The 25,659-nt window shown below is 69.6% G+C and carries 23 protein-coding genes, 1 tRNA gene and 1 pseudogene; 12 read left to right on the top strand and 13 right to left on the bottom strand.

All coding sequences use genetic code 11. The annotated features are described in order from the left end of the window. Window positions 1-48 precede the first annotated feature (48 nt). The 7 genes and pseudogenes from fdhE (at window position 49) to D7006_RS03645 (ending at window position 6,751) form a co-directional block, all read left to right on the top strand. Window positions 49-981: a formate dehydrogenase accessory protein FdhE gene (gene fdhE / locus D7006_RS03675; RefSeq protein WP_237355591.1), complete on the top strand. Its 933-nt coding sequence runs from the start codon at window positions 49-51 to the stop codon at window positions 979-981. 10 nt (window positions 982-991) lie between these two features. Beyond that, window positions 992-2,422 (top strand): L-seryl-tRNA(Sec) selenium transferase, encoded by a 1,431-nt coding sequence (gene selA / locus D7006_RS03670; RefSeq protein WP_237355590.1) that lies wholly within the window; start codon window positions 992-994, stop codon window positions 2,420-2,422. 595 nt (window positions 2,423-3,017) lie between these two features. Next, on the top strand, window positions 3,018-3,746 hold the full coding sequence (locus D7006_RS03665) for a tetratricopeptide repeat protein (RefSeq protein WP_169123859.1): 729 nt from the start codon (window positions 3,018-3,020) through the stop codon (window positions 3,744-3,746). Further along, window positions 3,747-5,570: pseudogene (gene selB, locus D7006_RS03660) on the top strand (selenocysteine-specific translation elongation factor); the annotation flags it as partial. Between the two features lie 135 nt (window positions 5,571-5,705). Next, window positions 5,706-5,801 (top strand) — tRNA-Sec (locus tag D7006_RS03655). A gap of 77 nt (window positions 5,802-5,878) precedes the next feature. Beyond that, the gene (locus tag D7006_RS03650; protein WP_237355589.1) at window positions 5,879-6,373 is read left to right on the top strand and encodes a hypothetical protein; all 495 of its coding nucleotides are present in this window, start codon (window positions 5,879-5,881) and stop codon (window positions 6,371-6,373) included. A 6-nt stretch (window positions 6,374-6,379) separates the two neighbouring features. Continuing rightward, window positions 6,380-6,751 carry a hypothetical protein gene (locus D7006_RS03645; protein ID WP_237355588.1) on the top strand — a complete coding sequence of 124 codons (372 nt, stop codon included), beginning with the start codon at window positions 6,380-6,382 and terminating at the stop codon, window positions 6,749-6,751. 175 nt (window positions 6,752-6,926) lie between these two features. Here D7006_RS03645 and D7006_RS03640 read toward each other — a convergent pair whose 3' ends face one another. From D7006_RS03640 to trxB, 5 genes are all read right to left on the bottom strand, one after another. Beyond that, window positions 6,927-7,640, bottom strand: coding sequence for a M15 family metallopeptidase (locus D7006_RS03640; protein ID WP_237355587.1), 714 nt, complete (start codon window positions 7,638-7,640; stop codon window positions 6,927-6,929). A gap of 45 nt (window positions 7,641-7,685) precedes the next feature. Continuing rightward, on the bottom strand, window positions 7,686-8,006 hold the full coding sequence (locus D7006_RS03635; protein ID WP_237355586.1) for a hypothetical protein: 321 nt from the start codon (window positions 8,004-8,006) through the stop codon (window positions 7,686-7,688). 52 nt (window positions 8,007-8,058) lie between these two features. Then, window positions 8,059-8,577: a peptidoglycan-binding protein gene (locus D7006_RS03630; protein ID WP_229646618.1), complete on the bottom strand. Its 519-nt coding sequence runs from the start codon at window positions 8,575-8,577 to the stop codon at window positions 8,059-8,061. Window positions 8,578-8,894: 317 nt separating this feature from the next. Continuing rightward, window positions 8,895-9,785 carry a LysR family transcriptional regulator gene (locus D7006_RS03625; protein WP_024277513.1) on the bottom strand — a complete coding sequence of 297 codons (891 nt, stop codon included), beginning with the start codon at window positions 9,783-9,785 and terminating at the stop codon, window positions 8,895-8,897. Between the two features lie 152 nt (window positions 9,786-9,937). Beyond that, entirely contained in the window at window positions 9,938-10,900 is a 963-nt protein-coding gene (trxB, locus tag D7006_RS03620; protein WP_237355585.1) for a thioredoxin-disulfide reductase, read from the bottom strand. A 279-nt stretch (window positions 10,901-11,179) separates the two neighbouring features. On the opposite strand from trxB, the gene D7006_RS03615 reads away from it, so the two are divergent. Beyond that, window positions 11,180-11,665 (top strand): Lrp/AsnC family transcriptional regulator, encoded by a 486-nt coding sequence (locus D7006_RS03615; protein WP_169123639.1) that lies wholly within the window; start codon window positions 11,180-11,182, stop codon window positions 11,663-11,665. Window positions 11,666-11,905: 240 nt separating this feature from the next. Here D7006_RS03615 and greA read toward each other — a convergent pair whose 3' ends face one another. Continuing rightward, window positions 11,906-12,379, bottom strand: coding sequence for a transcription elongation factor GreA (greA, locus tag D7006_RS03610; protein ID WP_169123638.1), 474 nt, complete (start codon window positions 12,377-12,379; stop codon window positions 11,906-11,908). Between the two features lie 238 nt (window positions 12,380-12,617). After that, window positions 12,618-15,992: a carbamoyl-phosphate synthase large subunit gene (carB, locus tag D7006_RS03605; RefSeq protein ID WP_169123637.1), complete on the bottom strand. Its 3,375-nt coding sequence runs from the start codon at window positions 15,990-15,992 to the stop codon at window positions 12,618-12,620. Window positions 15,993-16,413: 421 nt separating this feature from the next. On the opposite strand from carB, the gene D7006_RS03600 reads away from it, so the two are divergent. After that, complete coding sequence (locus tag D7006_RS03600; RefSeq protein WP_237355584.1) at window positions 16,414-16,860, top strand: GtrA family protein; 447 nt, start codon at window positions 16,414-16,416, stop codon at window positions 16,858-16,860. Between the two features lie 108 nt (window positions 16,861-16,968). Here the strand turns inward: D7006_RS03600 and D7006_RS03595 are convergent, their stop codons facing one another. The 4 genes from D7006_RS03595 to D7006_RS03580 form a co-directional block, all read right to left on the bottom strand. Further along, window positions 16,969-17,664: a class I SAM-dependent methyltransferase gene (locus tag D7006_RS03595; RefSeq protein ID WP_237355583.1), complete on the bottom strand. Its 696-nt coding sequence runs from the start codon at window positions 17,662-17,664 to the stop codon at window positions 16,969-16,971. 33 nt (window positions 17,665-17,697) lie between these two features. After that, on the bottom strand, window positions 17,698-17,952 hold the full coding sequence (locus tag D7006_RS03590) for a hypothetical protein (protein WP_237355582.1): 255 nt from the start codon (window positions 17,950-17,952) through the stop codon (window positions 17,698-17,700). 167 nt (window positions 17,953-18,119) lie between these two features. Then, window positions 18,120-18,692, bottom strand: a complete 573-nt coding sequence (locus D7006_RS03585) for a hypothetical protein (RefSeq protein ID WP_024277505.1) — start codon at window positions 18,690-18,692, stop codon at window positions 18,120-18,122. A gap of 162 nt (window positions 18,693-18,854) precedes the next feature. Beyond that, window positions 18,855-19,559 (bottom strand): hypothetical protein, encoded by a 705-nt coding sequence (locus D7006_RS03580; protein ID WP_237355581.1) that lies wholly within the window; start codon window positions 19,557-19,559, stop codon window positions 18,855-18,857. Window positions 19,560-19,761: 202 nt separating this feature from the next. Between D7006_RS03580 and D7006_RS03575 the strand changes: the two genes are divergently transcribed. Beyond that, on the top strand, window positions 19,762-21,264 hold the full coding sequence (locus tag D7006_RS03575; RefSeq protein WP_237355580.1) for an MFS transporter: 1,503 nt from the start codon (window positions 19,762-19,764) through the stop codon (window positions 21,262-21,264). Window positions 21,265-21,323: 59 nt separating this feature from the next. Here the strand turns inward: D7006_RS03575 and D7006_RS03570 are convergent, their stop codons facing one another. Beyond that, a complete protein-coding gene (locus D7006_RS03570) occupies window positions 21,324-21,875 on the bottom strand; it encodes a DUF2478 domain-containing protein (protein WP_237355579.1) in 552 nt (183 codons plus the stop codon). 202 nt (window positions 21,876-22,077) lie between these two features. Between D7006_RS03570 and D7006_RS03565 the strand changes: the two genes are divergently transcribed. Together D7006_RS03565 and D7006_RS03560 are read left to right on the top strand one after the other, a co-directional pair. Continuing rightward, complete coding sequence (locus D7006_RS03565) at window positions 22,078-22,485, top strand: DUF930 domain-containing protein (RefSeq protein ID WP_229646604.1); 408 nt, start codon at window positions 22,078-22,080, stop codon at window positions 22,483-22,485. A gap of 58 nt (window positions 22,486-22,543) precedes the next feature. Next, a complete protein-coding gene (locus D7006_RS03560) occupies window positions 22,544-22,816 on the top strand; it encodes a hypothetical protein (protein ID WP_237355578.1) in 273 nt (90 codons plus the stop codon). Window positions 22,817-22,957: 141 nt separating this feature from the next. On the opposite strand, the gene uvrB is transcribed toward D7006_RS03560, so the two are convergent. Continuing rightward, window positions 22,958-25,618, bottom strand: coding sequence for an excinuclease ABC subunit UvrB (gene uvrB, locus D7006_RS03555; protein WP_169123630.1), 2,661 nt, complete (start codon window positions 25,616-25,618; stop codon window positions 22,958-22,960). Window positions 25,619-25,659: the final 41 nt, after the last annotated feature.

Below are 25,659 nucleotides of genomic sequence, written 5' to 3'. Positions count from 1 at the left end.
GGAGGTTCATGTCCGGTGCACGTGACCCGTGAGGTTCGTGAGGTCATCATGTCGCGTACCTTCGGCCCCAGTTCGGCGCCCCCGATTCCCGATCCCTCCGTGCTGGAGGGCGTGACGGCGCCGACCTTCGCCTATCTGCCGGACCCTTCGATCCTGTTCGCGCGGCGCGCGGCGCGGTTCCGGCATCTGGCGCAGAACAATCCCCTCGCCCCCTATCTCACCTTCCTCGCCGGGCTCTGCGAGGCGCAGCACGCCGCCATCGCCGCGACGCCCGCGCCCGAGCCGGTGGAGGCGGCGCAGGTGGAGCGCGCCCGCGCCAACGAGATGCCGCCCCTCGACCGCAGCCATTTCACCACCGACGCCGCCTTCGACACCCTGTTCGAGCGGGCGCTGGCGGAAGCGACCAAGATCGAGCAGCCCGAGGCCGCCCGCACCGCGCTGGAGCGGGTGCGCATGGCCTCCGACGTGGCGCGCGGCGAGATGATCCGCAACGTGCTCGCCTCCTCCATCCCCGAGGAAGCTTTGGCCGAGCACCTCTATGTGGCGGCGGCGCTGGAAGCCCATTTCGCCCGCCTCGCGTCCCAGCTCGATGCCGCCAGGCTCGTTCCGGTGGGCGACGGCGTGTGCCCCACCTGCGGCGGGCCGCCGGTGGGCAGCCTCATCGTCAACTGGCCGACCTCCCATGGCGCCCGCTATTGCGCCTGCGCCCTGTGCGGCACGCTCTGGAACTATGTGCGGGTGCGCTGCACCGCCTGCGGCTCCACCGCCGGCATCGGCTATCAGGAAATGGAGGGCGGCAACGGCGCGGTGAAGGCCGAGACCTGCGACACCTGCCACGCTTATTCCAAGGTGTTCTACCTCACCCAGGATGACGGCCTCGATCCGGTGGCCGACGACGTGGCGAGCCTCGCCCTCGACATCAAGCAGAAGGATGGCCCGTATCGGCGCGCCGCCTTCAATCCCTTCCTCCTCGGCTATTGAGGGCGGCGAGATGGCGAACGCACCGGCGGCCCTCTCCCCCGCCCCGCCCTTGCGCCTGCTTCCCTCCGTGGATCAGGTGCTGAAGGCGGAGGCCGCCCGCGCCGCCGTGGAGCGCCATGGCCGGCAGGCGGCGACGCAGGCGGTGCGCGACGCCCTCGACGAGCGCCGCGCCGCGCTCAAGGCCGGTGCCGGCGCCCCCGCGACGCCCGAGGAGATCGCCGCCGCCGCCCTCGCCCGCCTCGATGTCGCCGCCGCCCCCAGCCTGAAGCCGGTGTTCAATCTCACCGGCACGGTGCTGCACACCAATCTCGGCCGCGCCATCTTCCCCGAGGAGGCCATCGAGGCCGCTACCCGCGCTATGCGCAACGCCGTGTCGCTGGAATACGACCTCGACGGCGGCCGACGCGGCGAGCGCGACGACCATGTGCGCGGCCTCATCTGCGAACTCACCGGCGCCGAGGACGCGACGCTGGTGAACAACAACGCCGCCGCCGTCCTCATCGTGCTCAACACCCTGTCGCCGGGAAAGCCGGCGCTGGTCTCGCGCGGCGAGCTGATCGAGATCGGCGGCGCCTTCCGCATGCCGGAGATCATGCGCCGGGCCGGCGCCGAGCTGGCGGAGGTGGGCACCACCAACCGCACCCATCCGCGCGACTATCGCGACGCCATCGCGCCCGAGACCGGGGTGATCCTGAAGGTCCACACCTCCAATTACCGCATCGAGGGCTTCACCGCCGAGGTGCCCCCCCGCGACCTCGCCGAGATCGCCCGTGCCGGCGGCGTGCCCCTCGTCAACGACCTCGGCTCCGGCACCCTCGCCGACCTCTCCCGCTACGGCCTCGTGCACGAGCCCACCGTGCGGGAGGCGCTGGCGGAGGGCGCGGACATCGTGACCTTCTCCGGCGACAAGCTGCTCGGCGGGCCGCAGGCCGGCTTCATCGTGGGGCGGCGCGATCTCATCGCCCGCATCAACAAGAACCCCATGAAGCGGGCGCTGCGCGTGGACAAGGTGCGCCTCGCCGCCATCGAGGCGACCCTGCGGCTCTACCGCGACCCCGATCGCCTCGCAGCGCGGCTTCCCACACTTCGTTACCTCACCCGGTCGCGCGAGGATCTCGCCGCCCAAGCTGCCCGACTGGCGCCGCATCTTCAGCGCATCCTTGGTGCTCGTTTCACCGTAGAGAGCGTGCCGTGCCGCAGCCAGATCGGCTCCGGGGCGCTGCCGCTGGAGACGCTTGAGGGCGTGGGCCTCGCCATCCGCGCCCGCGACGGCAGCGGCGGCACCATCGGCCGGTTGGCCGATGCCATGCGCCGGTTGCCGGTTCCGGTCATCGGACGGATTGACGATCAGGCGCTGGTGCTGGATGTGAGGTGCCTTGATGACGAAGCGGCGCTTGTCGCGTCCGTGACCGCTTTGGAGGGGGCACATGAGCTGGCTTGACCGACTGAAGGGCAAGGGCGGGGGACCGGACGAGCCGGAAGCGCCGACCGATGCGCCGCAGGATCGCGCGCCGCCCCGGCCGCCCCATGTGCATCCGCCCATGCCCCGCCTGCAGCGCGCCAGCGAGCGCCGCCCGGTGAGCGAGGCCGAGGTGGACCTCGACGCCCTGCTCGGCGACATCGCCAGCGGCCTTGCCCCCACGCGCCCCGCGGCCGAGGAACGTCCCGTCGCCCCCGCGCCGCGCCGGCCCCGCCTTGGCGAACGCATGCGCGAGGACAATCCCTTCGCCCCCGTCTCCGAGCCGGAGCCGGTCGCCCACGAGCCGCCCGCGCGCGAGCCGGAAGCCCCGGCGGTGGAGCTGAATTTCGAGGAGATCGTGTTCGCCCGCGCGCCCAGCACGTCGGACGCGCCCGCCGTCGACGCCCCCGCGCCCGAACCCGCGCCGCATGTCGCGGCACCCGAGGTCGTGGCGCCCGATTTCGTCGAGACCGACGTGGCCGAGGCGAGCTATGCCGCGGTTTCCTACACCGAACCCGCCTTCACCGAGGAAGCGCCGGAAGAGCCGGTGGCCGACACCCGCTCCCCCGAGGAGCTGATGGCCGAGGCGCTGACGGCGGCCACCGCCGGCCAGTACGAGACCGCGCTCAACATCTGGGAGCCGCTGGCCCGCGCCGGCAATGCCCGCGCCCAGAACAATATCGGCGCCTGCTTCGTGGACGGCCTCGGCGTCGACCAGGACCTCGACCTCGCCCGCCGCTGGCTAGAGCTGGCCGCCGAGGGCGGCGATCCGGTGGGCCGGCGCAACCTCGCGACCCTCTATTTCAAGGGCCAGGGCGTGGCGCAGGACTATGCCCGCGCCGCCGAGCTGTACCGCGCCGCGGCCGAGGACGGCGACGCCCCCGCGCAGGACATGCTGAGCTGGATGCTGCTGGAGGGCGAGGTGATGCCGCCCGACACCACCGAGGCCCGCCGCTGGGCGTTGGCCGCGGCCGAGCAGGGCGTCGGCTCCTCCATGACGCGCCTGGGCATGATCGCCCACAATGCGCTCGGCACGGATCGCGATCCGGTGGAGGCCGCGCGCTGGTGGCGCAAGGGCGCCGAGGCGGGCGACGCGGACGGGCAGGCCATGCTCGGCGCCGCCTACCATCTCGGTGCCGGCGTACCCCACGACAAGATCGCCGCCTTCGCCTGGCTGCTGCGCGCCCGCGCCGGCCACAGCGCCCTCGCTGACCGCTTCTTCGACGCGGTCAGCGCCACGCTGAGCCCGGAAGAAGCCGCCGCCGCCCAGCGCCGCGCCGCCATTCCGCTGGGGGAGCTGCCCTAGGTGATCATCGGCACGGCCGGACATATCGACCATGGCAAGACCACGCTGGTGCGTGCGCTCACCGGTGTCGATACCGACCGCCTGAAGGAAGAGAAGGCCCGCGGCATCTCCATCGACCTCGGCTTCGCCTATCTCCCGGTGGGGGACGAGGTGCTGGGTTTCGTGGACGTGCCCGGGCACGAGAAGTTCGTGCACACCATGCTCTCCGGCGCGGGGGGCATCGATTTCGCGCTGCTTGTGGTGGCCGCCGATGACGGTGTGATGCCGCAGACCCGCGAGCACCTCGCCATCCTGGACCTGCTCGGCATCGACAAGGGCGTGGTCGCCCTCACCAAGTCCGACCTCGCCGATGCCGACCGCCTCGCTGCGGTGGAAGCCGAGATCACCGCCCTCCTCGCCCCCACCGGCTTGGCAGGCGCCCCCATCCTGCCCGTGGCGGCAGCGCGGGGCGACGGGGTGGATGCCCTGCGCGACATGCTGGTGGAGGCCGCGCGCACGTTGGGCCGGCGGGCCGGCGGCGGGCGGTTCCGCCTCGCCGTGGACCGCAGCTTCACCCTGTCCGGCGCCGGAACGGTGGTGACGGGCACGGTGCTGTCCGGCGCGGTGAAGGTGGGCGACCGGGTCACGGTGAGCCCCTCCGGCCTTTCCGCCCGCGTCCGCTCCATCCGCGCGCAGGACCGCGTGGCCGAGACCGGCGTCGCCGGCGACCGCTGCGGGATCAACCTCGCCGGCGAGGCCATCTCCAAGGATGCCATTTCCCGTGGCGACGTGGTGCTGGACCCGGCGCTGCACGCCCCCGCCGACCATATCGACGCCGAGCTGAAGGTTCTGGCCACCGAGCCCCGCCCCATCGCCCAGTGGCTGCCGGTGCGCCTGCACCATGCCGCGCGTGAGGTGGGGGCGCGCCTCGTGCTGCTCGGCGATGCCATCGCGCCCGGTGGCACCGGCAAGGTGCAACTGGTGCTGGAGGCGCCCATCGCGGCGGCGGCGGGCGACCGCTTCGTCATCCGCGACACCTCGGCCCAGCGCACCATCGGCGGCGGCCGCTTCCTCGATCTGCGCGGACCGCGCCGCAAGCGCCGCACGCCCGAGCGCATCGCCCAGCTCGATGCGCTGGCGCAGCGCGATCCCGCCGCGGCTTTGGCGGGGCTTCTGGCCGTGCCGCCGCATTTCGTCGATCTCGACGCCTTCGCCCGCGACCGGGCGCTCTCCGCCGAAGAGGTGGAGGCGCTGGCGCAGCGGCTCGATCTCGCCCGCCTCGCCGCGGGCGCCACCACGCTGGCGCTGACCCGGGCGACGCTGGCCACCTTCTGCGCCAGCGTGATGGCCGTGCTCGACGCCTTCCATGCGGAGAACCCGGACATGCCGGGCCTCGGCCGCGAGCGGCTGCGCATGATGCTGGAGCCGCGCCTGCCGTCCGCCGCCTTCCTCGCCGCGCTCGCCGCTTTGCCCGCCGGCACAATCCGGCAGGAGGGCGCCTGGGTGCGCCGCGCGGATTTCTCCGTGAAGCTCGCCGCCGCCGACGAGGCGCTGTGGGCGCGCATCAAGCCGCTGCTCACGGGCGAGGAGCGCTTCCGCCCGCCCCGCGTGCGCGACATCGCCGGCCTCCTCGCCGTGCCGGAGCCGGAGGTGCGCCGCCTGATGAAGCTGCTCGGCCGCATGGGCCGGGTGGACGAGGTGGCCCACGACCACTTCTTCCTGCGCCCGGTGGTGTCGGAGATGGTGGAGATCATCACCCGCCTTTCCGGCCCCCGCATGAAGGACGAGTTCACCGCCGCCGCCTTCCGCGACGAAGTGCAGAACGGGCGCAAGGTGGCGATCCAGATCCTCGAATTCTTCGACCGCCACGGCCTCACCTTGCGTCGCGGCGATCTGAGGCGCATCAATCCGTTCCGGCTGGACCTGTTCGCCGGAGCGGCGGACGATGCGCCTGAAATCACCGCGGCGGCGCCGTCGCGGGGAAGAGAAGCGTCCCTGGTGGGGCGTCCGGACTTCAAATCCGGGAGGGGCCGCGAGCCGGTCCTTGGTGGGTTCGACTCCCACTCTCTTCCGCCAAATTCCATTGCGCCAAATTCCGCTGCGCCGAAGCAGCCCGCGCCCGATGCGCGCCCCCGCAGCTACGGGAAGGGACGATGAGCCCCGAGACCGACCTCCCCGCCCCGCCCCCCGAAGCCGCGCCCGACCCTGCCCGTGAGGCCCGCGCCGCCGTGCTGGCGCGCCTCGATGCCGCGAAGGTCGCGGCCGATGTGGCCGAGACGGCCTATCGCGCCGAGGCCGCCCGCCGCACCGAGGAACTGGCGCGCGATCGGGCCCACGCCTGGCGCCGGGCCGACCTGATGCGATCCCTCGCCACCGCCCTCGACGGCATCGGCGATGCCGAGATGGCGGTTGCCGCCGGGCAGGCGCTGCTGCGCGCCCGGCTCGGCTGGTCCGACGACAGCGAGGCCCGCGCCGAGGTGCTCGTGCGCTTCGCCCCGGTCGCTGTGGCGCTGTTCGAGATGGAGAGCGAGACGGCGCCGCAGACCGCCCTCGCGGCGTTCGAGGACTGGTACGCCACGACGCGGCAGAGCGCCTTCTGGTACCTGTTTGAGCACTATCTTCCCGACACGCCCCTCGTGGACTTCTGAAAGCCCATGGCCACCGATTTCGACGACTGGCTCGCCGCCACCTTCGCCGACCATGGCGGCTTCACCGCGCTGGTGGTGCTGGTGCGCATTGCCGAGCCAGAGGTGAAGCCGCTCGCCTCCACCTTCCTCAACATCATCGGCGACGAGGTGGACTGGGCCGGCATGATCACCCTGTTCGCGGGCTCGCGGCAGGCGTGGGACGGCGCCGCCTTCTTCGCCCAGACGGAGGATGGCGGCCCGCTGGAGAATGGCGAGGCGCGCGGCCGCCTGCGCGCGCTGGAGCAGCGCATCCGCGAGAACCGGCTGGTGCTGAACGAAGGCGATTTCTTCGACACCTTCGGCCGCCGGCTGAAGGTGGAGGAGATCGCGCCGAACTGAGGCTTGGCATGGGCCGGCTGCAGCGTTTTGAGGCCGTCATGCCCCGGCTCGTCCGGGGCATCCACGGTGCCGCTTGCGCGATGCCTTCCCGCTCGGCGCGAGCGGTGGGGTGGATCCCCCGCACAAGGCGGGGGATGACGGCAGCGGAGGCCTGCCGGTGTTGCCTCCCCCGCCCCTACTCGATGGGAAAATCGAAATAGGTGTCCGGGAAGGGCTCGTCCTTCAGGGTGAAGTGCCACCATTCCTTGTCGAACGGCTTGAAGCCGTTCTCGCTCATCAGCCCCGCGAGCAGCCGGCGATTGGCGCGCTGGGCGGCGGTGACGGCGGCGGAATCCGGCCAGGAGCGCGGGCTGAACAGGTCGAACGGCGTGCCCATGTCGATGTCCCGCCGCGTCGCGAGATCGAACAGGGTCAGGTCCAGCGTCGAGCCGCGCGAATGGCCCGAGCGGGCGGCGATGTAGCCCTCCGCGAACAGGTCCTTCTTGGCAACGTCGGGATAATAGGTGGGCTTCGTCTTCTCGTCCCGCAGGTCGCTGGCCCAGCGGGCGAAATGGGCGACGGCGCGGGCCGGGCGGTAGCAATCGAAGATGCGCAGGCCGAGGCCCTTCTTCTTCGCCTCCGCCGCCACCTTGGCCAGCGCCTCGGCGGCCGGGCGGGTGAGGAAGCAGCGGGCGGCGCCGTAGCCGTCCACGCGCGTGCCGACGAAATTGTCGGTGGAGAAATAGCGCACGTCGAACACCGCGTCCGGCACCACGCTTGCGACATCCACGAACAGGTCCGGCCGGTCGGTGCGGGCGTCGGCCGCGAGCGGGAGGCCCGCAATGGTGAGGGCAAGTGCGGCGGGCTTCACCAGTCGATCCATCAGGGCCTTGGCCATGCTGCGTTGCATGGCTTCAGCATAAGCCGCACCGCAGAGGCCCGCCAGAGCGGGCGCTCAGCCCATGCGCGCGGGCGGGTCGGTGGGATCGACGGGATCGCGGAACGGCGGCGGCTCCGGCTCGGGATCGCGGCGCGGCTCGCGGGAGGGATCGCCCTCGGGCAGCGGCGGCAGGTCCGGGCCGGGCTCCGGCAGGTCGGGCGGGTCCTCCACCGGGTCGGGCGGCAGGATGGGCGGCTCCGGCGGACGGCCGGGCTCGGGCGGGAACGGGCCGCCCACGAGGGCGGCCAAGCCTGAAGAGGAGGACCGGCCGCCCATGGGGGCGGCCATATCGTATTCAGCGCCGGAGCGCAGCGGGTGGAAAGGGGCAAGGTTCATCCCGGGCCAACGCCCGGGACCTGCCCCTGTTCCCCCCGCGGTTTCCCGCGGATCAGGAGAAGAAGGAGGTGATGGTCTGCCAGATGCTCTTCTTCGGCGCGGCGGTGGCGCCGGCCTCGGCGGGCTTGGCATCGGCAGAGATCGTGCCCGGCGCGGCCTGCGACTTCGCCACCGCTTCCGGCGAGAAGACGCCGGCGAAGGCGGGAATCTTGGCGAGCGTGTCGGGGCCGGCCATGCCGTCCGCGTCCAGCCCGTTCTTTTCCTGGAATTCCTTCACCGCCTTGGCGGTGGCAGGGCCGAAGGCGCCGTCGGCGGGAATGCCCAGCGCCGTCTGCAGCTTCTTCACCGCCTCGCCCTTGGTGCCCACCGTGAGCAGCACCAGCTCTGGCAGGCCGAGGGCCGTGAAGGTATCCGGCCCGGCGATGCCGTCCGCGGCGAGGCCGTGCTGGGTCTGGTAGGCCTTGAGGGCCGTCTCGGTGGCGGGGCCGAACTGGCCGTCCGCAGTCACGCCGAGCTTCGCCTGAAGGATCTTCACGGGCTCGCCCGCGAGCCCACGCTTGAGAAGTGCCATGACTTACCCCGGTCAAGTTGCTCCGGCCTGAGGGCCGGTGCCTGACATTGGGGGAAAAGAGCCGCTGCGGCACCCTGAAAAATGAACCGCACAAAAGAAAAATGCCGGGTCCTGGTCGGGACCCGGCAAGTATCGCTGCAGAGCAGCGAACCTTCCAGAGGGGAACAGCTGATGCACCGCACAGGATGCAATCAGCGCAAGGGAAAGATGCTCCCCGAATAGGCAGAATGCAACGTATACTGACCGCATATCAGGCATGTGCCCAGCGCTTGGCTAGGCAATCCAAGCCCTACCATAGCACCTACGAACGTCATAAATCAGTAATTCCAGCGCTGCGCCTTGGAAATCAGGAAGTCGCGGAAGACCTGAATCCGGGCCACCGAGCGCATTTCCTGGGCATATGTGAAGTATGCCTCCAGCTTGGGCGTCTCGCGATCGGTGAAGAGCTGCACCAGCGAGGTGGAATCGTCGGAGAGATAGTCCGGCAGCGTGCCGATGCCCACGCCCCGCTCCACCGCGCGCTTGAGGCCGAGCACGTTGTTGACCTCGAAGGCGGGAATACGCGGCGTGGAGCCGTCGCGGCCGGCATGCTCCAGCCAGTTCAGCCCCTGGAAATAGGAGGGGATCGGCCCGCCGAGCAGCAGGATGCGGTGCTTGTCCAGTTCGTCCAGCGTGCGCGGATGGCCGTGGCGCTTGAGATAGTCGGCCGAGGCATAGGCATGGAAATGGACGGTGAAGAGCTTGCGCTGCACCAGATCCGGCTGCACCGGCTGGCGCATGCGGATGGCGACGTCCGCCTCGCGCATGGCAAGGTCCAGCTCCTCGTCGGTGAGGATGAGCTGGATGCGGATGTCCGGGAACAGCTCCACGAACTCGCCCACCCGCGCGGTGAGCCAGTGGGTGCCGAGGCCCATGGTGGTGGTGACGCGCAGGTCGCCGTTGGGCTTCTCGCGGCTGTCGGTGAGCTGGGCGCGCGCCGATTCCAGCTTGAGGAACACCTCATGGGCGGTGCGGTAGAGCAGCTCGCCCTGCTCGGTGAGGATGAGGCCGCGGGCGTGGCGGTGGAACAGCGGAACCTTCAGTTCCGCCTCCAGCGCCGAGACCTGACGGCTCACCGCCGACTGGGAGAGCCCCAGTGTCTCGCCGGCATGGGTAAAGGAGCCCGCTTCCGCGGCCACGTGGAAGACCTTAAGCTTGTCCCAATCCATCCGGCCCGAGCCCCTTGAGCATCACCGGCATCCGGCCGGCGAGGTGGCGCTGTTTTTCGCTTGTCTCGGGAGAAGCCGCGGGCTCCCCTGCCCCGCGGCCTTCCTTGAACCCTTTTAGATCGTCACCGGGCGGTTCCCCGCGCCCGGACGTTTTACTCCGCCGCCTGCGCCACGCTGTGGTGGGCGAGAAACCGCTCCGCCTCCAGCGCCGCCATGCAGCCCCGCCCCGCGGCCGTGACCGCCTGGCGATACACATCGTCGGCCACGTCGCCGGCCGCGAACACGCCCGGCACGGACGTCGCCGTCGAATCGGGCGCCGTCCACACGTATCCGCTCTCCTTGAGCTTCAACTGGTCTTTGACCAGCTCTGTGGCAGGCGCATGACCGATGGCGATGAATATGCCGTCAGCGGGTAGCTCGGTGAGGGTTCCCGTCCGCACGTCGCGCAGGCGCGCGCCGGTGACCTTGGAGATGTCGCCGGTCTCGCCCACCACGTCGGCAACTTCCGAATGCCAGACGACATTCACCTTGGGGTTGGCGAACAGGCGATCCTGCAGGATGCGCTCGGCGCGGAAGGCGTCGCGGCGGTGCACCAGCGTGACCTTGGAGGCGAAATTGGTGAGGAAGAGCGCTTCCTCCACCGCCGTGTTGCCGCCGCCCACCACCACGACCTCCTTGCCGCGGTAGAAGAAGCCGTCGCAGGTGGCGCAGGCCGAGACGCCGAAGCCGCGGAACGCCGCTTCCGATTCGAGGCCGAGCCAGCGCGCCTGGGCGCCGGTGGCGAGGATCACCACGTCGGCGAGCCACGTGTCGCCCGATTCGGTCTCCATGCGGAACGGCCGGCGGGACAAATCGAGGCTGTTCACGTGATCGGCGATGATCCTGGTGCCCACATGCTCGGCCTGGGCGCGCATCTGCTCCATCAGCCAGGGGCCCTGGATGGGATCGGCGAAGCCGGGATAGTTCTCCACATCCGTGGTGATGGTGAGCTGGCCGCCGGGCTGGATGCCCTCGAACAGGACCGGCTCCAGCATTGCGCGAGCCGCATAGATGGCTGCGGTATAGCCGGCGGGACCCGACCCGATGATGACGACCTTGGCGCTGTGGGTGGTCATGACGTCCTCGAAAACCAGAAGCTCGAAAGGCTGAAAGCCGCGACAAGAGAGGGGACGGGACGTATGGCGGGCCCGCCCGATGGCCGCAGCGTGAGCTATGCCCGAATGTAGGGGCTCCCCCGCGTGCCCACAAGGCGGCAGCTTCTGTCCCTTCGCAGCGCAACCGACGCAATATTATTTCGTTGCGTTGCCGCATACGGAGACTAAGGTGCGCGGACGTAACCCCTGCCCGCCGCGTCCGCGGCCGCGTTCCCAACCTTGCCCCCAAGGAGCCGTGCCTTGACCGTTCGCCTTGATGCTGTCGACTGGAAGATCCTCGACGAGCTGCAGCGGGACGGTCGCATGACCAATGTGGAATTGTCCCGGCGGGTCGGCATCTCCGCCCCGCCCTGCCTCAGGCGCGTGCGCGCGCTGGAAGAGGAAGGCATCATCGAGGGCTATCGCGCGCTGCTCGACGAGAAGCGCCTGGGCTACGACCTGATGGCCTTCGCCATGGTGCACCTCATCAGCCAGGCGGAAGCCGACCTCGCCGCCTTCCAGGAGCGCATCTCCGGCTGGCCGCTGGTGCGCAGCGCCTGGATGCTCTCGGGCGACGTGGATTTCCTGATGCTGTGCGTGGCGCCGGACCTGCGCACCTTCCAGACCTTCGTTCTGGACATCACCGCCGCGCCCAACGTGCGCAACGTGAAGACGGCCCTGACGCTGAAGCAGTCCAAGGACGCGCCCATCGTGCCGCTGGAAGCCGGACTGCCCAAGGGGGCGTGACGGGAGGGGCGTGAGCGCAAGGCGTACCCCCGGCGCGCGACGCGAGAGTCACAGATCCTTTTGAACTTGAGCGCCGTCATCCCCCGGCTTGTCCGGGGGATCCACCGTGTGACCGGGCTGGCTTCTCGCGTCTCGGCACTGCGCCTGCCGCGATGTGGATGCCCCGGACAAGCCGGGGCATGACGGCGGAGACGATGGGCCAAGTCACCCTGGCCAAGACATGAGAACCGCGCGTGCCCCTCAGGCCCAGCGGACGTCCGCGATCTCGAACGAGCGGGCGCCCTTGGGGGTGACGACCTCCACCGAGGCGCCCTTCTTCTTGCCGATGAGCGCGCGGGCGACCGGCGAGGAGATGGAGATGCGGCCGGCCTTGGCGTCAGCCTCGCTGTCGCCGACGATCTGCCAGACCTTCTCTTCCTCGGTGTCCTCGTCCACCAGCGTCACGGTGGCGCCGAACTTGACGATGTCGCCGGAGAGCTTCGAGACGTCGATCACCTCGGCGCGGGAGATCTTGTCCTCCAGATCGGCGATGCGGCCCTCGTTCAGCGACTGCTGCTCCTTGGCGGCGTGATATTCCGCGTTCTCGGACAGGTCGCCATGGGCGCGCGCCTCCGAGATGGCATTGATGATGCGCGGACGCTCCACCTGCTGACGCTGCTTCAACTCTCGCTCGAGGGCGGCAAAGCCGCCGGCCGTCATCGGAATCTTCTCCATGGGTCCTTGTCAGACCTCCTGAAACTGCTCGGTGCGCCGGAGACCCACCTCAGGTGGTGCCGGCGCCGAAAAGAAAGCCGCCCCGCGGCGCCTTTCGGCGCCTCGGCTGCGGCGACTGTCCCGGTTCGGGCGATCCATGGCCCCCGGGCGATGCGCCCGCCCCGCGCCTTGAGACGCCGGACGGCCGCGACGGATGCGCGCCGGCCCAAAGGCCGCGCGCCGGTGTTCCCTTCCGGGATCAGGCGACGGAGGCTGCGCCCCGCGGGCTGACGCCAGCGCTGTCGCCCTCGGCACCGAAATAGCCCTGCAGCGGACGCACCGTCAGGTCGCCGCCCACATAGGCCTTGATCCCCTGCGCCGCAGCGATGGCTCCGGACAGCGTGGTGTAATACGGCACTTTCTGCAAGAGGGCGGCGCGGCGCAGCGAGCGGCTGTCCGCCAGCGCCTGCGCGCCCTCGGTGGTGTTGAACACCAGCTGGACCCCGCCATTCTTGATGGCGTCCACGATGTGGGGGCGGCCCTCCAGCACCTTGTTGATCTTCGTCGCCGGCACGCCGTGCTCCTCCAGGAAGCGCTGGGTGCCCGAGGTGGCGATGATCTTGAAGCCGAGGTCCACCAGCATCTTCATGGTGGGCAGGATGCGGATCTTGTCCCCATCCTTCAGCGAGACGAACACCGTGCCCGACTTCGGCACCTTGGTGCCGCCGCCCAGCTGGCTCTTGGCGAAGGCGACGCCGAAATCGGTGTCGAGGCCCATCACCTCGCCGGTGGAGCGCATCTCCGGGCCGAGCACCGTGTCCACGCCCGGGAAGCGGGCGAAGGGGAACACCGCCTCCTTCACCGCGATGTGGCCGAGCTTGGGCTGCACGAGATTGAAGCTCGCCAGCTTCTCGCCGGCCATCACCCGCGCCGCGATCTTGGCGATGGGCAGGCCGATGACCTTGGCGACGAAGGGCACCGTGCGCGAGGCGCGCGGGTTCACTTCGAGCACGTAGATCTCGTCGCCCTTGATGGCGTACTGCACGTTCATCAGGCCGCCGACGCCGAGCGCCAGGGCCATGGCCGCGGTCTGCTTCTCCAGCGCCGCGAGGGTGTCGGGCGAGAGCGAATAGGGCGGCAGCGTGCAGGCGCTGTCACCCGAATGGATGCCCGCCTCCTCGATGTGCTCCATGATGCCGGCGATGAACACGTCCTTGCCGTCGCAGAGCGCGTCCACGTCCACCTCGATGGCGTCGGACAGGTAGCGGTCGAACAGAAGCGGGTTCTTGCCGAGGACGGTGTTGATCTGGCCCGTCTTGTCGTTGGGATAGCGCGCCTTGATCTCCTGCGGCACGAGGCCCGGCAGGGTCTCGAGCAGGTAGTCGCCGAGCTGGCTCTCCTCGCGGATGATCTGCATGGCCCGGCCGCCCAGCACGTAGGAGGGGCGCACCACCATGGGATAGCCGAGCTCGGCCGCGACGAGGCGCGCCTGCTCCACGCTGTAGGAGATTCCGTTGGCCGGCTGGCGGATCTTCAGCCGGTCGAGCAGCGTCTTGAACCGGTCGCGGTCCTCGGCGAGGTCGATGGCGTCGGGCGAGGTGCCGAGGATCGGCACGTCCGCATCTTCCAGCGCCTTGGCGAGTTTGAGCGGGGTCTGGCCGCCGAACTGCACGATGACGCCCTTCAGCGTGCCCCGGGTCTTCTCGCGGGCGATCAGCTCCAGCACGTCCTCGGCGGTCAGCGGCTCGAAATAGAGCCGGTCCGAGGTGTCGTAGTCGGTGGAGACCGTCTCCGGGTTGCAGTTGACCATGATGGCTTCATAGCCGGCATCCTTCAGGGCGAAGGCGGCATGGCAGCAGCAATAGTCGAACTCGATGCCCTGGCCGATGCGGTTGGGACCACCGCCGAGGATGATCACCTTCTCGCGCTCCGAGGGCTGTGCCTCGTCGGCGAGGACGCCGGCGAAGGGCGTCTCGTAGGTCGAGTACATGTAGGCGGTGGGCGAGGCGAACTCGGCCGCGCAAGTGTCGATGCGCTTGTAGACCGGGCGCACGTCCAGCGCCTGGCGCCGCGCGCGCACCTCGCCCTCGTGGAGGCCGGCGAGGGTGGCGAGGCGGGCGTCCGAGAAGCCCATGGCCTTGAGGCGGCGGAACTGGCCGGCCGTCTCCGGCAGACCGAGCCGGCGCACCTTCTGCTCCATCTCGACGATGCCGCGGATCTCGGCGAGGAACCACGGGTCGATCTTGCAGGCGGAATGGATCTGCTCGTCGGAGAGGCCGAGGCGCATGGCCTGGGCCACGTAGAGCAGCCGGTCGGGCGTGGGGGTGCCGAGCGCCGCGCGCACGGCATTCTTGTCGTCGCCCTGGCCGAGGCCCTCGATCTCGATGTCGTCGAGGCCGGAAAGGCCGGTCTCCAGCGAGCGCAGGGCCTTCTGGAGCGATTCCTGGAAGGTGCGGCCGATGGCCATGGCCTCGCCCACCGACTTCATGGCGGTGGTCAGCACCGGGTCGGCGCCGGGGAACTTCTCGAAGGCGAAGCGCGGGATCTTCGTGACCACGTAGTCGATGGTCGGCTCGAAGGAGGCCGGGGTCGCGCCGCCGGTGATGTCGTTCTCGATCTCGTCGAGCGTGTAGCCCACCGCGAGGCGCGCAGCGACCTTGGCGATGGGGAAGCCCGTGGCCTTCGACGCCAGCGCCGACGAGCGCGACACGCGCGGGTTCATCTCGATGACGATGAGCCGGCCGTCCTCGGGGTTCACCGCGAACTGCACGTTGGAGCCGCCGGTCTCCACGCCGATCTCGCGCAGCACCGCAAGCGATGCGTCGCGCATGATCTGGTATTCCTTGTCGGTGAGCGTCAGCGCCGGCGCCACCGTGATGGAATCGCCGGTGTGCACGCCCATCGGGTCGATGTTCTCGATGGAGCAGATGATGATGCAGTTGTCCGCCTTGTCGCGGACAACCTCCATCTCATACTCCTTCCAGCCCAGCACGCTCTCCTCCACCAGCACCTCGTTGGTGGGGGAGGCATCGATGCCGCGCTCGATGATCTCGATGAACTCGGCCTTGTTGTAGGCGATGCCGCCGCCGGTGCCGCCCATGGTGAAGGACGGGCGGATGATGGCGGGCAGGCCCACCTCGTCCAGCGCCTCGAGCGCCTGGGGCAGGGTCTTGATCTGGCGGGACTTGGGCGTCGAGAGGCCGATCTTGGTCATGGCCTCGCGGAACAGCTCGCGGTCCTCGGCCTTGTCGATGGCCTCGGCGGTGGCGCCGATCATCTCGACGTCATACTTCTCCAGCGTGCCCATCTTCTTGAGCGACAGCGCGCAGTTGAGCGCGGTCTGGCCGCCCATGGTGGGCAGGAGCGCGAAGCCCTTGGAGCGGTCGCCGCGCTCCTTCTCGATGATCTTGGTGACGATCTCGGCGGTGATGGGCTCGATATAGGTCGCGTCCGCCATGTCCGGGTCGGTCATGATGGTCGCGGGATTCGAGTTCACGAGGACGACCCGGTATCCCTCCTCCTTGAGCGCCTTGACCGCCTGCGTTCCGGAATAGTCGAATTCGCAGGCCTGCCCGATCACGATGGGACCGGCGCCGATGATGAGGATGGTTTCGATATCGGTGCGTTTCGGCATATCCGTCTTTGAGCTCTCGACCGCCGCCACCCGCGCCGCTGAGCCGGCGAGGACAACGGGATCCGTTTCCATCAGGAGCCGCCCCGTCGCAGCGCCCGCCCCTTCCTAGCGCCCGCCGGGCGCAAAAAAAGGGCCGCGGGTCACGCGCCCCAGAAAGGTACGAGCTTGGCCGGGGCCTGCTCCCAGACTTGCGCGCGGGCGGGACGCGGCGCGGATGTCACACCTCAAGGATGTCACACCTGCGCAATTTCCCGGGCCCTTGGCGCTGATGGGCTTCCTTAGACCATAATTTGCGGCGACGGAAGCCATGTCACCGAGATGACGCCACGCTCGGAATACACATCCTCGCGGGGTGTCCGGCGCCCGCCCCGCGCCAGCTCGGCCTTGAGGATTCCTGTAAGCTTTCCTGCCGGAGACGCCAGTGCTGCCGCCCTCCCTCGCCCGGACGGTCAATGAATACCGCACGCGCCACGGCGATCTGGTCAACCAGTTCGCCCGATTCGTTGGCGTGGGCCTCACTGCCGCCTTCGCCCATTTCTCCACGCTGGCCATTCTGGTGGAGATGGATGCCGTCGGCCCCGTGCTCGGCTCGGCGGTGGGGTTCGTCGTGGGCGGTATCATGTCCTACATCCTCAACCGCCGCTTCACCTTCGACGCCACGCGCTCCCATGCCGGGGCGGTGCCGCGCTTCATCGTGGTGGCGGGGGTGGCCTTCGTGCTGAACGAAACCCTCATGTGGCTGTTCGTGGACAAGGCAGGGCTGTTCTATCTGCTCGCCCAGTTCCTCACCACGGGCATCACCATGATGTGGACCTTCACCGGCTACCGCGTCTGGGCCTTCGCCCACCGCAGCGCAGTGCGCGGCTGAGAAGCCACGCCGGCACGGCCTACGCTCAGGCGCCGCGCGGGGATCGTGTTGCGCTCAGGCGCCGCGCGGGCTTCACGCGCTCCGTCCGCTCAGGCGCCGCGCGGGCTTTCAGGCTCCGCGTTCGCCGATAAAGGCCATGCGCTGCTGGTTGTGGCCGATATTGGGCTGGACCCGCCGCGCCGCGAGGCCGGCCTGGGTGAGCAAGGCCAGCACCTCCGACTCCTCATAGGTGGTCAGCCCGAGTTCCGCGCGCAGCTTGCGATAGGGCGAGATGGCGGTGCGGGCAAGGCCGGCGACCGCGGCCAGCAGGAACTTCTCGCGCGCCGCCAGCCGCAGCAGCGCCTCCGCATCGGCCAGCGCGCTCACATGGGGAGGGATCACGTCGGCGAGGAGCAGCCGTCCACCCGGCGCCAGCAGTCGCCGCCATTCCCGGACGAGGCTGGCGAGCAGGTCGCGCGAGAGATACTGCGCCACCGAATTGCAGATGATGAGGTCGAAGCTGCCGTCCGGCAGCGCCGAGACCTCCTCAGGCGACATCACGTCGATGGCGGGAGCGGCGACGAAGCGGCCCTTCAGGCGATTGCGCACCGCCGGCGCGGCATCGCTGAGCACGAGGCGCCCGCAGCGAAACGCCAGCTCGGCCGAGGCGAGGGCCTCGCCGCAGCCGAAGTCCAGAACCCGCGCGTGCGGCCCCGGCACGAAGCCGACGAGGTCGGCCGCGATGGCCGCATAATGCACCGCCTTGTGCCGGTCATTCACATAGATGGCGTGACTACCGTTCCAGAACGAGATCCAATCGGCCATCAGCAACTTTCCGAAAACAAGGCGGCGCCGCGATCAGCGCGCAAACTGGATGCCGGCCTCGGTCTCGCCGATGGCCCGGTCCACGAGGTCGATGGCGCGCTCGCGATGGCCGCCCTTGTTGGGCTCCGCCTGCTGCAGGAAGGCGCGCGCGGTGCGCAGCGCTTCGAGCGCGCGCTGCATGTTGGGCTGGTCGGCAAAGGCCGACTGCACGAGCCCGGCCGTGGCAAGGCCCGCGGCGAAGGTCAGCGCGAGGGTCAGCGGGCGCAGGGCGGCCTTGGAGCGGATCATGATGTCTCTCACGGTTTCGAGGAACAACGTCCGGCGGCAGCGGGGTGCTGACACGCGCCGGTGAAACGGCACCATCAAGACGGCACCATCATGGCAGACGCGCCACGGACGCAAACGCCCCGCCACGGGTTCCGGGCGGGGCGCGCGTCAATGGGGGGAGATCAGGCTCACCAGCGGCAGTGCAGGCCGCCGTACGGGCCGCGCCAGCAGCCGCCACCGCCCCAGCGGCCGGGTCCGGGACCCCACCAGCGGTGATAATGCCACCAGTCGATGAACAGGCTGGCATTGGTGCCGGAGAGGGGCTTGTCCTCGCTGAGGAGCTTGTAGTCATAGGTCAGCGTGTCGCCGGAGAGCACCGGATTCGACAGCTCGATCACCGACAGGTTGGGCTCGCCGTTCACCGTCACCGAGAGGGTGGCGTTGGGCGGGTCCTTCTGGAAGCTGTCCTTGCCCTCGTTCCAGATCTTGATGAAGGTCGCCGTCGACGCGTCGCCGGTGATCCGCTCGGGGCGGTCGGCGAACATGATGACCTGCGGCGCGACGCCCTTCAGCGTGATGGTCTTGTCGGTGACGGAAATGGAATCCGCCACCTGCACGAACAACCACTGGACGCCATTCAACTCTTCGATGTTGGCGGGCCGGCCACTCGCGGCGGGGGCATTGGCAGGCGCCCCCTGTGCGAAGGCTCCGCTGACGGCACAGACGGCCCCCAGCAGTGCTCCTAGGATCAGGCGTTTCATTGGAGTATCTCCTGCGCGCGGTTGGGTCCGCGACGCGCAGTGGCACTCTACAACCGCCACGCTTCTTGCAAAGATGACGGCGCGCGCCCGGCGGTATTTAGAGAGCGTTAATCTTAACGCCGGCCCCGTTTTCGCAAATCGCGACGGCCGGCCCCGGTCCCGCTACCGGTAGTTCACCCAGAACACGCCCACGCTGGGGTTGGCGGCGCGGATGGCGGGGTCGTTGGAGGCATAGACCTTGGGGCCGGAAATGCGCGCCTGCGTGCCGTCCGAGGCCCCAGCCGAAAGCGCCATCTGCACCCCGAGCACGCAGCCGCCGCCCAGATTGCCCAGCCGTCCGCCGCGCCAGTCGGCCACCACGCCACCGGAATTGCCACCGAAGCCCTGGATGCGGAACGGCTTGCCGTTGGCCCGCTCGAGGTCGGACAGGCTGGTGCCGATGCCGATGCCGTTCACCGTCCAGGCCGTGCTCTCGGTGAAGGCGACGCGGCGCGGGGCGACCATGTTGGCCGGGTCCTTCCAGGCGATCTCCAGGCTCAAGGCGGGATCGTTGGGCAGAAGGATGATGCCCGGCGCGGTGCTGCCGTCCGGCGACATGATGTTGCCGGTGATGACGTTCGCCTGCCCGAAGTCGGCGGCGATGTTGATGGCGGTGGTGTTGGGCGCGAACGGGCCCGTGCATTCGAACTGGCGCGGCCCGGCGGTGGGCTTGGGCACGGAGACCACCGTCTCCGAATAGTCGCCGAACGCGTCCGTCTGCTTCACCACGCCGGTGCCCCAGCTGTCCGGATTGCCCTGGCAGGCGGCGAGGGCGAGGCCCGCGGCGAGCGCCGCGAGGGACAGAGCAGAGACGCGGGAAGAGACCATGGGAACCTGCGGCGCCGGACGGGAGGGGGCGCGCCAAGGGCTGAGAGGCCGCGGAAACGGCCGGGCAGCACGCCGGTGAATGCCTTTCTTAGCCGCTCCCCTTTCGCCCCGCCAGTCCCCGGGGCGGTAGCGGGCCCCGCGACCGTCATAGGCAATTCACGGCTCGCACGCTTTCTGTCACGCTGGAGCGTGGGGGAAGGCCATGAACGAGATGCGGGACCTGCGCGGGTTCAACCACAAGCGCTCGGTGCAGGACTATATCGACGAGACCCCGATCTGGCGCGACGGCACGCAGGTGGCCGCGACGCCCATGACCGCCATGCAGTGGCGCATCTGGTGGCTGGCCGCGGCGGGCAAGTTCTTCGAGGGCCTCGTGGTCTTCATGACGGGCGTGACGCTGCCCCTCATGTCCCGCGAATTCGGCATGGACGCCTTCCAGCACGGCCTCGTGGGCGCGGCGAGCCTCGCCGGCATCCTGGTCGGCGCGCTGCTGCTCGGCGGGTTCGCCGATCAGTTCGGCCGCAAGCTGATGTTCGTGGCGGAGATGGTGATCTTCATCATCTTCCTCGCGCTTCTGGCGGTCAGCCCCTCCTTCGGCTGGACCGTGGTGTTCCTGTTCGGCATCGGCATTGCGCTCGGCTGCGATTATCCCACCGCCCATCTGGTGATCTCCGAGAGCATCCCCTCCGTGGCGCGCGGGCGCCTCGTGCTCAGCGCCTTCGGCTTCCAGGCGGTGGGCGCGCTCACCGGCACGCTGCTCGGCTATCTCGTTCTGTCCAACATCGAGACGGTCTCTGCCTGGCGCATCATGTATGCGGCGGCCATCCTGCCGGCGGTGGCCGTGGCGGTGGCCCGCCTGTTCGTGCCGGAAAGCGCGAGCTGGCTGCTCGCCCACGGCCGCGTGGAGGAAGCGCAGCAAGCGGCGCAGCGTCTGCTCGCCCGGTCGCCGCAATATCCGAAATCCATCGAGCTCGCCCGTCGCAGCCACCATACCGGTGCGGCCGGGGCCGGCGGGCACGATCATGTCCACGAGCGCACCCCCCTCGCTTTGCTCAAGACCCCGCACAACCGGCGCGCGACCATCCTCGCGAGCGTGCCGTGGTTCCTGCAGGATTTGTCCACCTACGGCATCGGCATCTTCACGCCGACCATCCTCGCCGCCGCCTTCGGCCATCAGGCGGATGTCGGGCGCAATTTGAGTGATCTCGTCTCGGCGGATCTCCTCGCCTCGGAGGGGGCGGCGCTGGTGGACCTGCTGCTGCTCGTGGGCATCGGCGTGGCGGTGGCGCTGTCCGACCGCATCGGCCGCATCCCGCTCCAGATCGCCGGCTTCGTCGGCTGTGCGGCGGGGCTGCTGGTGGCCGCGCTCTCCACCTATTACAGCGGCGACCGCGCCGTCACGATGGTGGTCATCGGCTTCATGCTGTTCAATTTCATGACCAATCTCGGCCCCAACGCGCAGACCTACCTGATCGCCGGCGAGGTCTTCCCCACCCGCATCCGCGGCATGGGCGCGGGCTTTGCCGCGGCCTTCGCCAAGATCGGGGCAGTGCTCACCGCCTTCCTGTTCCCGATCCTGCTCGCGGACTTCGGCACCCGCACGCTGCTGTTCCTGCTGATCGGCGCCTCGCTGCTGGGCGCGGTGGTGACCTGGCACTACCGCATCGAGACGCGCGGGCGCAGCCTGGACGATATCGGGCTGTAGGGGGTTTTACGCGTTTCCTTCACGCGAACCGGGGCCCACTTCGCTCGGAAACGCTCCGGCTATTCCGCCGGTTCGGGAACGCGCGCGCTCCACCACGCGTCGATGGAGGCCAGCACGGCCGGGCGCAGCTCGGCGAGGTCGCCGGCGAAGCCCGCCCATTCGTCGGTGATGCTGGGCGAAACCGAAGTGATGACGCACAGCTCGGCCGCCACCGCCGCATGGAAGGCGGCGGTGAGGCCGCGGCCATCGGCTTCCTGCCGGCCGAACTTGGAGAGCACCACCACCGTGTCGGACAGGTCGCCGCCCTCGGCGAGGCGATCGGCGATGGCGCGCTCCACGCCGGCGGAGGCAGCCGCAAGGCCCGCCGGATCGAGGCTGCACCCGGCCGCGCCGGGACCGAGATCCTGATGCAGGCGGTTGGTCTCGCCGGAGACGAGATCGAGCAGCAGCACGTCCTCATGGGCGCAGCCGGGGGTCAGGTGCTCCACCACGCCGAGCACGCGCACGCCCTGCGCGGCAAGCTGCCGCGCGGCTTCCGCCAGCAAGGACTGGATCTCTTCCCGGTCGCCGCCCTGCAGGGCGAGGATCATCGGCCGTTCGTCCCCCGTCATCCCGAACATCCGTCCTCTGCGCCGTTGCCGGCCGGTCCGCCCGTGGCCCCGACAGCCGAAGCTGTATCGTGAACACCATAACACGCGGGCGCCATGGCGTGCGAGACCCCTCTTGCGTACCACGCCACCGTCCCGTCCCATCCCTGCCACAGATTCGGCCTAGAGGCGGCGCGCTTCCCTGTTCTGCGGAGACGCCCGCGCCGTGATTCGCCTTGCTTTGCCCCTCGTCCTCCTCACTGCCGCGACGGCTGCCCCGGCGCTCGCAGGCCCCGGCCGACACGACGACATGATGCTGCACGTGGACCCCGGCACCCGCATCGAGCAGCGCTGCAACGCCCGCGCCATGGGCGAGATCGGGCGCGAGCACAAGGACATGCGGCCGGAGGAGGTGGTGGCCTATGCCTTCGCCGATCCCAAGCTCGGCGACTTCCGGCACGGCGATGCCGCCATCTCCGCCCCCGGCGCGGCCATCCGAAGCCGGCAGCACTGGTATCACCTCGCCTACCGCTGCAAGACCAGCCCGGACGGCATGGATGTGGTAGCCTTCAGCTACACCTTGGGCGCCGAGGTGCCGCGGCAGGACTGGGACGCCCACAGCCTCGTGCCGTGACCCACCGCAATCCGATCCCAAGCCCGCCGATCCCAGGCCCCAGATCCGAGGACATGCGATGACCGCCGACCCCGAGGCCCCCGCCGCAACGCCCGCCCGCAAGCGCCGCATCCGCAAGGTGGGCGTGGGGGCCGGGGCGGTCGGCGCGGGCACCGTGGGTGCGGGGTCTCTGGGCGCCGGGTCCATCGGCGCCATCGCCATCGGCGCACTGGCCTTCGGAGCGCTCGCCGTGGGCGCCGTCGCCATCGGCCGCCTCGCCATCGGCCGCGCGCGCATCCGTCGGCTGGAGATCGACGAACTGGTCATCGGGCGGATCAGCCGGCGCGGGTAGCCGTCATGCCCCGGCCCCTCCGGGGCATCCACTGCGCCCCTCGCCGGGTGCCCAAAAGCAAAACGCCAGCCCGGCCACTCCGTGGCCCCTCCGGACAAGCCGGGAGGGTGACGGCCCGCTCAGGCGAGCCTTCGAAGCCCCCTACCCCTTCCGCCTGCCGCCCTTGCGATAGCCCTTGGTGCCGGGATCGGGCCGCGGGCCGGGGCGGAAGGTGTCTTCGGCCAGCGGCACCACGCGGTCGGAGCCCGGCCCCATGTCGTCGAGGGACGGCTTGTGGGCACGCGTGGGTAGAGGCGCTGCCAGCGGTGTCTCGGCCGGGGTGCGGGCCGCCTTCGGCGTGGCGGCGCCCGGCGGGGTGTAGGGCGCCTGCGCCTCCCCCATCCCGTCCTCGGCGGCCGCGCCACGGCCCTTGGCTGAGGGCTTGCCTCGGCCGCGCGGCAAAAGGCGCCCGGACTCCTCCTTCGGCGGCAGGTTGGCCGCCTTGCCGTATTTGCGCGCGCCCTTGTAGCCGCCGGTGCGGTCGTCCACCGCCTCCTGCCGCGCCAGCGGATCGTCGGAGACGGCGAGTTCGGTGGCCTCCAGCCGGCGGATCTCGTCGCGCAGGCGGGCGGCGGTCTCGAAGTCGAGGTCGGCGGCGGCGGCGCGCATGCGCTTCTCCAGGTCCGCCATGACCGCCTTGAGATTGTGCCCGAAGGCCGCCCCCTCCTCCGCGAGGCCCGCATCCACCTGCACGTGGTCGCGCTCGTAGACGGAATTGAGGATGTCGCCGATGGCCTTCTTCACGCTCTCCGGCGTGATGCCGTGCTCGGTGTTGTAGGCCACCTGCTTCTCGCGACGGCGGGAGGTCTCCGCCATCGCCCGCTCCATGGAGCCGGTGACGTGGTCGGCATAGAGCACCACCCGGCCGTCCACGTTACGCGCGGCGCGTCCGATGGTCTGCACCAGCGAGGTTTCGGACCTAAGGAACCCTTCCTTGTCCGCGTCGAGGATGGCGACGAGCCCGCACTCGGGAATGTCGAGGCCTTCGCGCAGCAGGTTGATGCCGATGAGCACGTCGAACGCCCCGAGGCGCAGATCGCGGATGATCTCGATGCGCTCGATGGTGTCGATGTCCGAATGCATGTAGCGCACGCGGATGCCGTTCTCGTGCAGATATTCCGTCAGGTCCTCGGCCATGCGCTTGGTGAGCACGGTGACGAGCGTGCGATAGCCCTTGGCCGCCACCGCCCGCACCTCGCCGAGCAGGTCGTCCACCTGCGTGCGCGCCGGGCGCACCTCCACCGGCGGATCGATGAGGCCGGTGGGGCGGATGACCTGTTCCACAAACACGCCGCCAGTCTGGTTCATCTCCCATGAGCCGGGGGTGGCGGAGACATGGACGGTCTGCGGCCGCATGGCCTCCCACTCCTCGAAGCGGAGCGGTCGGTTGTCCATGCAGCTCGGCAGGCGGAAGCCGTATTCCGCCAGCGTCGCCTTGCGGCGGAAGTCGCCGCGATACATGGCCCCGATCTGCGGCACGGTGACATGGCTCTCGTCGATGAAGACGAGGGCGTTGTCGGGCACGTATTCGAACAGGGTCGGCGGCGGCTCGCCGGGCTTGCGGCCGGTGAGCCAGCGCGAATAGTTCTCGATGCCGGCGCAGGAGCCGGTGGCCTCCATCATCTCCAGATCGTAGCGGGTGCGCTGCTCCAGCCGCTGTGCCTCCAGCAGGCGGCCCATCTTGTAGAGTTCGTCGAGCCGCATCTTCAGCTCGGCCTTGATGCCGGAGATGGCCTGGATCAGCGTCGGGCGCGGGGTGACATAGTGCGAGGCGGCGTAGACGCGCACGCTCTTCATGTCGCCGCTCTTCTGGCCGGTGAGCGGATCGAACTCCGCGATGCTCTCCACCTCGTCGCCGAACAGGGACACGCGCCACGCGCGGTCCTCATAATGGGCGGGGAATATCTCCACGCTGTCGCCGCGCACGCGGAAGGTGCCGCGGGCGAAGTCCGACTGGATGCGCTTGTATTGCAGGGCCACGAGATCGGCGATCAGGCCGCGCTGGTCGATGCGCTCGCCCACCTTGATGTCGAAGGTCATGGCCGAATAGGTCTCGACCGAGCCGATGCCGTAGATGCACGACACCGAGGCGACGATGATGACGTCGTCCCGCTCCAGCAGCGAGCGCGTCGCCGCATGGCGCATGCGGTCGATCTGCTCGTTGATGGAGGATTCCTTCTCGATGTACGTATCCGTCCGCGGCACGTAGGCCTCGGGCTGGTAGTAATCGTAGTAGGAGACGAAATACTCCACCGCATTGTCGGGGAAGAAGCTCTTGAACTCCCCATAGAGCTGGGCGGCGAGCGTCTTGTTGGGCGCCAGCACGATGGCCGGGCGCTGTAATTGCTCGATCACCTTGGCCATGGTGAAGGTCTTGCCCGAGCCGGTGACGCCCAGCAGCACCTGGTCGCGATCCCCCGCCTCGGCCTGGGCGCACAGCTCCTTGATGGCCTGCGGCTGGTCGCCGGCGGGCTGGAAGTCGCTCTTCATGGTGAAGGCGACGCCGCCTTCCGACTTCTCCGGCCGCGGCGGCCGGTGCGGCACCCAGGTCTGGCCGTTCACCTCGGGCCGCCCGGTCTCGATCAGCTTGGCCAGCGCCTGCACCGTGGCGGAGGCGCCGGCGGATTCGAGATCGACCGTGAGGTCGCCCGGATTCAGACCGAGGGACTGCGCGAGGGCGGGATCAAGCGCCTGCTGGGGCGCCGGCTCGAAATGACGCTGCGAGCGTTCACCGAGCTTTCCGGGACGGGATGCTTTGGCCATGGGGGGGAATATGGGGGCAGGAGGCGTCGGACGGAAGCCTC

The organism is Xanthobacter sp. YC-JY1 (assembly GCF_021730305.1).
GTDB classification, from domain to species: Bacteria; Pseudomonadota; Alphaproteobacteria; order Rhizobiales; family Xanthobacteraceae; genus Xanthobacter; species Xanthobacter flavus.
Note: the sequence above shows the minus strand (reverse complement) of the source record. Positions and strands in the feature narration are given on the sequence as shown.